Genomic DNA, 7,826 nt, shown 5'->3' with positions numbered 1-7,826 from the left:
GCCGGAGGAGATCTGCGTACTGCGCGCCTATTGGCGGCAACGGGGCGAACACGTGGCCGCAGCGGGGGCGTGTATTCAAAGGATGCAGAAGGTACTTACCGAGATGAACGTGCAGCTGGCCAACGTGATCAGCGATATCAGCGGCCTGACGGGCATGGCCATCATCCAGGCGATTCTCAATGGAGAGCGGGACCGATACAAGCTGGCTGATCTGGCCGATCCGCGGATACACGCAACCGGGGAGGAAATTGCCCGTAGCCTGGAAGGCAACTGGCGCAAGGAACTATTGTTCATTCTGCAGCAAGAGCGGAATCTCTATCAGATCTATCAGCAGCAGATCACTGAATGTGACACAGCCCTGGCGGCCCATCTGCAGACCCTCAATGACAAGGTGGAACCCGGTAGCCAACCGCCCGCAGCAAAGCCCAACAAGAGAGCCGGCAGCAATGCTCCGACCAGTTTTGATGTGCGTGGAGAGTTATACCGCATCAGTGGCACTGACCTCACTCAAATCGATAGCATCAACATCATGACCGCGCAAACCATCATCGCCGAGGTCGGTATCGATATGAGCCGCTTCCCCACCGAGGCTCACTTCGCTTCCTTCCTGGGCTTGTGTCCGGACAACCAGATTACCGGCGGTAAAGTGCTCCGCCGGGGGACCAGACACGTCCAGAACCGTGCCGCCACTGCGTTACGCATGGCCGCTTCCACTCTAAAGAGTTTCTAAAGAGAGTTTCTAAAGAGAGAGAGAGAGAGAGAGAGAGAGAGCCGCTGGCGTGGCGGATGAGAGATTTTTCTTATAAGTTATTTATTTTCTGGTGCCCGGAGGGGGACTTGAACCCCCACGACCGGTTAAGGTCTGCGGATTTTAAGTCCGCTGTGTCTGCCGATTTCACCATCCGGGCTTGCTCCAAACGACTGCGGCTTCTATCTCATGCTAACCCATTGCTGGCCTTTGTCCGCGCGGGAACCGCCGGTGTGCGCTGTGCGTATAGTCCGGTGGCGGTTTCCGATCCCGCCGGTTCGAGGCTTATGCCTATTCGAGAGATTCTGAAGCAGACGCTCGCGGCGCTGTGGGAGACCAAACTCCGCAGCTTCCTCACCATGTTCGGGATCGTCTGGGGCATCACCTCGGTGATCCTGCTGGTAGGGCTTGGCATCGGCTTCAATCTCGACCAGAAGGAGCATCTCAAGACCATCGGGACTGACATCGCGATCATCTTTGGCGGTAAGACTGGGATGCAGGCGGGCGGCTATGCGGCCGGGCGCGACATACGGCTCACCATCGACGATGTTATTGCGATTCAGCAGAAGGCTTCTCTGGTGAAGACGGTTAGTCCGGAGCTACGGCGCAGCGTCTCCGAGGTGAGCCAATGGAACGCTGCCAATCGGCCCATCCGCGGCGTCTGGCCTGAGTATCAGCGCTTCCGCTCGCTCACCGTCGAGCAGGGACGGTTGATGAATGAGCGTGACGAGGCTGACGGCGCGCGCGTCATCATCCTCGGAGCCGAGGCGAATCGGCAGCTCTTTCCCGGCAAGCCGGTCATCGGCGAGCCCCTGATGGTCAACGGCTATCGCTATATCGTCATCGGCGTGCTTGCCAAGAAGAAGCAGAACGGAAGCTACGGCAGCGGGCCGGACAACACGCAGCTCTTCACGACGTACTCGGCGATGGCGCGCGACTTTCCTCCTCCGGAGCGGCCAGGCATCACGCGTGGATACGTGAACAACATCGTCGTCGAGCCGGTTTCGCCCGATCTGCACGTGAAGGCGCTGGACCAGGTGAAGCGTATCATCGCCGAGCGTCACCACTACAGCGCCGAGGACAAGGAGGCGTTGTGGATCTGGGACACGCTCGAAGGCTCGAAGTTCACCGAGCGCATCTTCGGCGTGATGACGCTGTTCTTCGGCGCCGTCGCTCTGCTGACGCTGGCGCTGGGCGGCATCGGCGTGATGAACATCATGCTGGTCGCTGTGACCGAGCGAACGCGTGAGATCGGTGTGCGCAAGGCGCTGGGAGCAACCGCAGTCGACATCAAGCGGCAGTTCCTCGTCGAGTCGGCCATTATCACGCTGGTCAGCGGCATCGGCGGACTGGTGTGCGGCGTGGGAGTCTGCCTGCTGCTGCGTTTCGTTCCTCTGCCAGACTTCGTTCCGCATCCGGTGATCTCGCCGGTTGCGGTGTTCTCGTCGCTGGCTACGCTGACGGTCATCACGCTGTTCGCCGGAACATATCCCGCGCTGCGAGCCGCCAATTTGAGTCCCATCGAATGCCTGAGATCGGAGTAGAGCTGTGAACCTGGGAGAGATCATCCGGCAAAGCATCGACTCGCTGCTGCGCAACCGCCTGCGGTCGGGATTGACGATGCTTGGCATCGTCTGGGGACTGGTGACGGTGGTGCTGCTGTTGAGTTACGGGGACTCGCTGGGCCGTGAGGTGCTGAACGGCTTTCTTGGCCTGGGCAACAACGTCATCATGATGTGGGGCGGACAGACCAGCATGCAGGCCGGCGGCGAACGGTCGGGCAAGCGCATCAAGTTCAAGGACGGCGACACCGAGGCAGTGCGTGATGCGGTTCCCTTCCTTACCGCGGTTAGTTCTGAGAGCGATGACGGCTTCAGCTTCAAGTACGGGCCGAAGGTGGTGAACATCTCGACCAAGGCAGTCGATCTGCCTTATGGCGGAATGCGCAAGCTGAACGTCGAAGAGGGCCGCTACTTCGAACCAGGCGATTTTACCGAGCATCGCCAGGTGGTGATCTTTGGGCCGCACGCGGCACAGAAGCTCTTCAATGGTTATCCTCCGGTCGGCGAATCGGTGCAGATCGAAGGCCATGTCTTTCAGGTGATCGGCGTGCTCGCGACGAAGATTCAGGACGCATCGAACAACGGCCCGGACAACGAGAATGCCTTCGTTCCCTTCGATTCGATGCGCCTGCTAGCCAACCAGCGCGATCCAGGAAGCATCGTCTTTCAACCCAGCTCTCCGCATCTGCACCTCAAGGCGATCCAGGCGGTTCGTAGCGTGCTGGCCAGCAGGCATCACTTCGATCCGAAGGACGACAAGGCGACTCCTACGTGGGACACGGTCGAGGACTCGCAGGAGATCATGCAGTTTTCGACGGCGCTTGAGCTGATCCTCGGCATCATTGGAGCGATGACGCTGGGTGTCGGTGGCGTTGGCGTGATGAACATCATGCTGGTCTCGGTGACGGAGCGGACGCGTGAGATCGGGCTGCTCAAAGCTGTGGGCGCGAGGCGACGCGACATCCTGATCCAGTTCCTGATCGAGAGCCTTGTTCTGACCTTTATCGCTGGTATCGTCGGCATGATCTTTGCGGTGATCGTCGGCTACCTGATTCCGCCGATGCCGCTGTACTCGGACATCTACAAGACGGCCAACCATGAGGGCGACATCGTGCTGCGCGCGTCGCCGACGATCATGCTGGTCTCGTTCTTCATTCTTGGTGCGGTCGGGATCATCTCGGGACTTCTGCCGGCGATGCGGGCGGCGCGGATGGATCCAGTGGTGGCGCTGCGCCACGAGTAGCCGGAAGAACCCTCCCCCCCCCGGGGGTATTCCTATAAACCTAATTACTGCAATCAGATACGAGATTTAGTTGATGTAAAATATTAGAAACAAATAACTTACCTATCAAAATCTTGATTCCAAAAGAGATAGGCCGGACGCGGGCGTACGGCCTATCTCTATCTACTTCTCTTGTAGGGATTCGAAGGGAATTAATCGGCGCTTTCCGGGAGTTTATTTTTTTGGGCTTAAGTGTTTTCGATTCAGTTTATTGACTGGTCAGAAGCACACGCGAGGGGCTTGACATCTCTAACGACGTTTGCGGTGTCAAGGGCGAAGTAAGGCGCGGTCGTGGGGAGCGGGGTCAAGGGCGCCGTTTTTTGGCGTTCATCTTGACCCTTGACGCCGCTCCCCACGCGCATAAGCTCGGGCCGGGAATCAAGATTTTGGGCTCGCCCAGCGATACAAGTCGACTCACCGCTGGCCCGTAGGCAGCGCGTTCCGTTAGCATACGGCGGAGATTTTCCGAGGTGAAGATGCGGTCTCTTCGTGCACTCGCGTTTTGTTACCTACTGGGAAGCGTGGTCTTCGTGGGAGCGGCTGGAGGCCAGAACACAAAGAGCCTCCGTTCTACGTCGGGAGCCAAGGTGGCTTATGAGGAGTTTGGCGCGAGCTCTGCGGGTTGTCTTATCATCCTGCACGGCGCCAGCGGTCCATCGGTTCCGCTGTATCGGGACCAGGCGAGCTTCTTCGGAGCTCATGGCTTTCATGTGCTGATGCCGCACTACTTCGATGCGACCGGTTCCACCTCGCCCACGCCGGGTAACTATCAACGATGGGCGGAGGTCGCGGCTGATTTCGTGTCGGAGTGCAAGAGGCAGCCCGCGACGCGAAAGGTATTCGTTGTGGGGTATTCGCTGGGGTCGTCGGTGGCGCTGGCCGCGGGATCGCAGAAGGTGGCGGTGGACGCGATCGCGGAGTGGTACGGAAGCCTGCCTGACGAGTTCTTTTACCAGATGAAGGGCATGCCGCCTCTGCTCATCCTTCATGGAGAGCGCGACACGAATATCCCGATCATGAATGCACAACAGCTCGTGAAGCTTTGTGAGATGAAGCGGCTTCACTGCGACCATCACTTTTATTCCGATCAGGGGCATGGGTTCGTCGGGAAGGCCCTGGATGATGCCGATCAACGAACGCTCTCCTTCTTTGGGCAGTACCTCGCAAAAGGAGAGCAGACCTCAGCTACGCACTGAGCTGAGGCGTATGGAGTCGGCGTTACGATTTCAGCTTGGCTGCCGGTAGCAGATACTGCCATCGGCGAGGAAGTATTCGGCTGAGCATGTGTCCGATCCGCAGATCATTGCCTCGAGGCCAGCGCACTGCTGGCGGGTGATGAGGCCCAGCGATCCGCAGGAGGGGCAGGCGAGGATGGCCATGTATGGGTTGTCGGCTTTGCCCATCGACTCGCTCTGATCCAGGACGAACAACGTACCCGGCTGCATCTGCTCCGGGATCCATACTTCGAGAAAGTTCAACTCAGCGCTCATGCTTGCCTCATCGTTCTTTTGGGTTGAGATGGTTCGGGTCGCACGGGAGAGGTGCGCGGGACTGAAGTGCCGTGCTGCGGAGGGTCCTCCTTTTGGGTAGGAAGTTGCACCAGTTATGGTGCACAGAATATAGGAAATGGCCGGGGTGTCAATGGTGCTTTAGTACCGGGATTCCGATGTGGTTCGGAGGTGTGGAAAACCGGGATTTAACTGGACAGCTTCGGCGCGAAGGCGAACCACTGCGATTCTTCCCCTTCGGCTGCGCTAGGGTCACAATGACGGCGACGGGCGGGCGACGGATAACGATTGTGGCGGCGCGGGTCAGTTGCTTGCGCGTGAGCCGTAGAGCGATTGGTAGATCAGGCGGTTGCGCAGGATGGCCTGCACGTACTCGCGGGTCTCGGTGTAGGGGATGGACTCGACGAACTCGGCGATGTCTTTGTAGTCGCCGATCGACATCCACTGGCGGACGGGTACGTCGCCGGCGTTGTAGGCGGCGAGGGCGTACTCCTGCTGGCCACCGAAACGGTCGAGCACCTGGCGAAGATTTGCAGTCCCGAGCTGCAGATTCGTCGTTGGGTTCAGTAGCTGGGGCGTCTTGAAGCGCTTGATTCCCTGCTTGCGCGCCATTGATTTGCCGACCGAGGGCAGGAGTTGCATGAGGCCGTAGGCGTTGGCTCGGCTGACGGCGCCGGGGTTGAACTCCGACTCCTGGCGGATGAGCGAGGCGACGAGGAAGGGGTCGAGCGAGTTCTTCTCTGAGTTCGAGACGAGATCGGCCCAGTAGGGGCGCGGGAAGAGGAGCTTCCAATAGACGGTGGGGACCTGGTCCAGGGGGAGTGCGAAGAAGGAGATGCCGCTCTTCTTCATGGACTGCAAGGCGCGTGTGGTCTCGCCGAAGGAGTTGTAGATCTCGGCCTGGCCGAGGGCTCCCCACTCGTCGGAGGTGGGGCTGGCCTGAATCTCGGGGCCGATGTACTCGTTGAGCGCGGCGTTGGCGAGGAGGCGCGCCTTGATGAGGTGGGGCTCGTTTTCCGGCAGCTCATCGGTGAGCGGCGGAATGACGGGTGGCTTGACGGCGGCGAGGACGGGCGAGGGCGGCGTAGCGGGAGCCTGCGATCCGATCACGGCGAGGCGTTTGCGCGCGAGCTCAGCGTAGTAGTAGTTGACCCATGTGTCGGAGAGCGTGCGGTAGTAGTTGGCGGCCTGGCCGAGGTTGTGCTCCTCGTCCTCGTAGATGCGGCCGCGCCAGTAGACGGCGCTGGGGATCTCGATGCCTCCGCCGTAGCGCTCGATCTGATTATCCATCAGGCGGGCGGCCTCAGCGTAGTTGCGCAGGCGGTAGTTCATCCAGGCGGCGCGCCAGTGCGCGGAGGGCGCGTAGGTGCTGCGCGGGAAGAGCTGGACGAGCAGCGTGTAGTGGTAGATGGCCTGCTCGGACTCGTGGTTGATGAGATACATGTTGCCGCCGGAGTAGAGCGCCTCCTCGAGCCAGCGGCTGGTGGGGAATCGCTTGATCATCTGGTCGAGGATCCACTTGTGTCCGTCGCGATCTTTTTCGGCGCGGGAGAGCTCGGCAAGCAGATAAAACTTGGCGGCGGCGGTGTCGTCGGCGGTCTCGGGGAGACGCTCGACGTCGCGGCGGCTGATGCGCTTGAGCTTGTACTCGCAGACGGCGGCGTAGATGGCGAGCGAGTCGCGGTCGGCCTGGGAGAGCGAGGGGTCGTTGCGCGCGATCTGTTGATACTCCTGCGCGGCGTCGGTGTAGCGCTTGGCGTTGAAGAGCTGGTCGGCGTGGGCCTTGCGCTCGGTGGCGTTGAGAGGGACGCCCATGGCGTCGAGCTGCTGCCGTGCCTGCGGGGCCTCGGAGCTGAGCGGGAACTTGGCGTAGATGCTGCGGTAGATGGGAGCGGCGTGACCGACGTCGCCGGCGAGCTGGTAGGCACGGCCGAGCGTGTAGCGGAAGTCGCTGTGGCCGGCCTGCTGGGTTTCCTCAAGCGGCTGCAGTACGGCGAGCGCGCCCTGAGGGTTGCTCTGCTGCATGTAGGCGTTGGCGAGGAGGATGGGTGCGTTAGCGACGAAGATGCTGTCGGGGTGGCGGTCGGCGAAGTCGTCGAGGAGAGCATAGGCGTCGGCGCCGCGATTGGCCTGGAGCGCAGCCTGCGCGCCGAGATAGTCGGCGTAGTCGTCGAGCGCATTGCCGCTGGACTTCGCGCGCTGGAAGGCATCGTAGGCGTCGTTGAAACGGCGATCGAGCATGTAGGCGTGGCCTACGGCGAGGTACGCGGTTGCGGCGCCTTCGCCGGGATGCGCGTGCGCGTAGTTTTGCACGCCGGTATAGGCTGCGGCTGAGCGCATGGAGGCCAGCTGCTGGGCCATGGGACGGAGTTGCTCGGTGGCGCGGAATACGCTGGTGAGATGGATGGTCTTCGCGGTGGGTTTTGCGGAGTATTTTTTGCTTCTGCTGGTCTTGCTTTTGGCTGTCTTGCTGGAGGTGGTCTTCTTCGAGGAGGACTTGCCGCTCTTCTGCGTGGAGGACTTGCCTGCGGTGGGTGACGAGCTCTTTGTCGTGGAGGACTTGCTCTTCGAGGTCTTTTGATCGTCAGGCGCGGCGCCGCGCGCCGCCGACGAGAGACCAGCCAGCAGAGAACCAAGCAGAACTGCAGTTTGAAATCGTGCGCAACCCTTCAACATCGCCCTCACTTCGCGGCGGCCATCGCATCTCTTGCGGAGCCTCCACACTC

6 protein-coding genes and 1 tRNA gene are annotated in these 7,826 nt (G+C 60.7%); 4 read left to right on the top strand and 3 right to left on the bottom strand.

What is annotated here, in order from left to right; genetic code table 11:
* Positions 1–730: transposase (locus Q363_RS21095; RefSeq protein ID WP_035354471.1), on the top strand; the 730-nt coding region annotated here is incomplete at its 5' end.
* An 89-nt stretch (positions 731–819) separates the two neighbouring features.
* Here Q363_RS21095 and Q363_RS21090 read toward each other — a convergent pair.
* A tRNA-Leu gene (locus tag Q363_RS21090) sits at positions 820–908 on the bottom strand.
* A gap of 127 nt (positions 909–1,035) precedes the next feature.
* Between Q363_RS21090 and Q363_RS21085 the strand changes: the two genes are divergently transcribed.
* The 3 genes from Q363_RS21085 (at position 1,036) to Q363_RS21075 (ending at position 4,788) form a co-directional block, all read left to right on the top strand.
* Positions 1,036–2,292: an ABC transporter permease gene (locus Q363_RS21085; protein WP_035354469.1), complete on the top strand. Its 1,257-nt coding sequence runs from the start codon at positions 1,036–1,038 to the stop codon at positions 2,290–2,292.
* Between the two features lie 4 nt (positions 2,293–2,296).
* Positions 2,297–3,553 (top strand): ABC transporter permease, encoded by a 1,257-nt coding sequence (locus Q363_RS21080; protein WP_035354466.1) that lies wholly within the window; start codon positions 2,297–2,299, stop codon positions 3,551–3,553.
* Between the two features lie 515 nt (positions 3,554–4,068).
* Positions 4,069–4,788 (top strand): dienelactone hydrolase family protein, encoded by a 720-nt coding sequence (locus Q363_RS21075; protein ID WP_157467270.1) that lies wholly within the window; start codon positions 4,069–4,071, stop codon positions 4,786–4,788.
* Positions 4,789–4,818: 30 nt separating this feature from the next.
* Here Q363_RS21075 and Q363_RS21070 read toward each other — a convergent pair whose 3' ends face one another.
* Both Q363_RS21070 and Q363_RS21065 read right to left on the bottom strand, forming a co-directional pair.
* A complete protein-coding gene (locus Q363_RS21070) occupies positions 4,819–5,082 on the bottom strand; it encodes a hypothetical protein (RefSeq protein WP_035354462.1) in 264 nt (87 codons plus the stop codon).
* 321 nt (positions 5,083–5,403) lie between these two features.
* Positions 5,404–7,776 carry a transglycosylase SLT domain-containing protein gene (locus Q363_RS21065; protein ID WP_035354460.1) on the bottom strand — a complete coding sequence of 791 codons (2,373 nt, stop codon included), beginning with the start codon at positions 7,774–7,776 and terminating at the stop codon, positions 5,404–5,406.
* Positions 7,777–7,826: the final 50 nt, after the last annotated feature.

This window comes from Edaphobacter aggregans DSM 19364 (assembly GCF_000745965.1).
GTDB lineage: Bacteria > Acidobacteriota > Terriglobia > Terriglobales > Acidobacteriaceae > Edaphobacter > Edaphobacter aggregans.
This window is presented reverse-complemented; position numbering and strand designations above follow the sequence as displayed.